This is a genomic window from Pseudomonas sp. MD195_PC81_125 (assembly GCF_014060985.1).
GTDB lineage: Bacteria > Pseudomonadota > Gammaproteobacteria > Pseudomonadales > Pseudomonadaceae > Aquipseudomonas > Aquipseudomonas parakoreensis.
Genome location: NZ_JABULD010000068.1, coordinates 1 through 1,110 on the forward strand (window position 1 = coordinate 1; position 1,110 = coordinate 1,110).

The 1,110-nt window shown below is 61.4% G+C and carries 2 protein-coding genes and 1 riboswitch; both genes read left to right on the forward strand.

Annotated features, from left to right (window positions below; genetic code table 11):
- Positions 1-315 precede the first annotated feature (315 nt).
- Positions 316-538: riboswitch (cobalamin riboswitch) on the forward strand.
- Positions 539-660: 122 nt separating this feature from the next.
- On the forward strand, positions 661-858 hold the full coding sequence (locus HT737_RS03325; RefSeq protein ID WP_182401431.1) for a CbtB domain-containing protein: 198 nt from the start codon (positions 661-663) through the stop codon (positions 856-858).
- A gap of 11 nt (positions 859-869) precedes the next feature.
- On the forward strand, positions 870-1,110 hold a 241-nt coding region (locus tag HT737_RS03330; RefSeq protein WP_182401433.1), incomplete at its 3' end, for a CbtA family protein.

Here is a 1,110-nt window from a genome sequence, read left to right on the forward strand (position 1 = left end):
CTTGATCTGAGGGCCCGTCGGCAGGCTGAGTGGAGGGATTTATCCGGGGGTGGGAGCGCAGCGACCGTTTGGCGCAGCCAAACACAGCGAGAGGAGGTGCAGCGAAGCAAACCGTAGGCGCTGCCCCCCGGATGAATCCCGCAGCGAAGGAACCCGAGCCTGAGCGAGGGCCGAACGTCAGGGCATAGACCCTTTTGGTTACTTTTTGGGGCGTTTTGCCAAAAGTGACCCGCCGTAAGGGCGGAACCCTAAGTGGCCGTTACCGCAGCAACGGATCCACCCCCAAAATTGACTAAATCCCCCACCCCATGCTCTCCTACACAACTTGTTACGGGTGCCCTTCACAGGGTGAAACGGGAAACCGGTGAATCATGTGCTTTACTCAAAGCCATGTCAGTCCGGTGCTGCCCCCGCAACGGTAAGCGAGCGAAGCGTCGAATCCACTGTGCCATTGCGGCATGGGAAGGTGACGCTTGCAGGTCGGCCTGACGCCAACCCCTCGTGAGCCCGGAGACCGGCCCGCAACACACAGCGCGCATTTTGCGTCGCTGAACATAACAAACCCGCGGTGGGCGGGCGCTGTTCGAACCTCTGCGTGCGCGACTCGCAGGGGTTTTCATGCGCTCTATATCACCCGCTGACACTCCAGAGGGAAGCGCCATGTCGATCATCAGCAGCACCGCCAGCAACACCGACAAAATCTCCAGTACCGCCACCTTGAGCCAACGCCTGACCGCCGCCATTTTCGCGTCGATCCTGGGCGCCAGCCTCGTTTACTTCGCCGGTTTCTCGCACATCGAAGCGGTGCACAACGCCGCTCACGATACCCGCCACAGCGCCGCGTTCCCGTGCCACTGAGACCTGCCGACATGATCAAGCGTATCGCGCAAACTGCAGGCTTCACCGGCCTGCTGGCCGCCCTGTTGCTAACGTTGCTGCAAAGCTTCTGGGTCTCGCCACTGATTCTGCAGGCTGAAACCTTCGAAAAATCCGAACCGGTGGCCGTTCACGAACACGCCGCCGGTACGGCCGCACACACTCACGACGCTGAAGCCTGGGAGCCGGAAGACGGCTGGCAGCGTGTGGTCTCGACCACCGGCGGCAATCTGG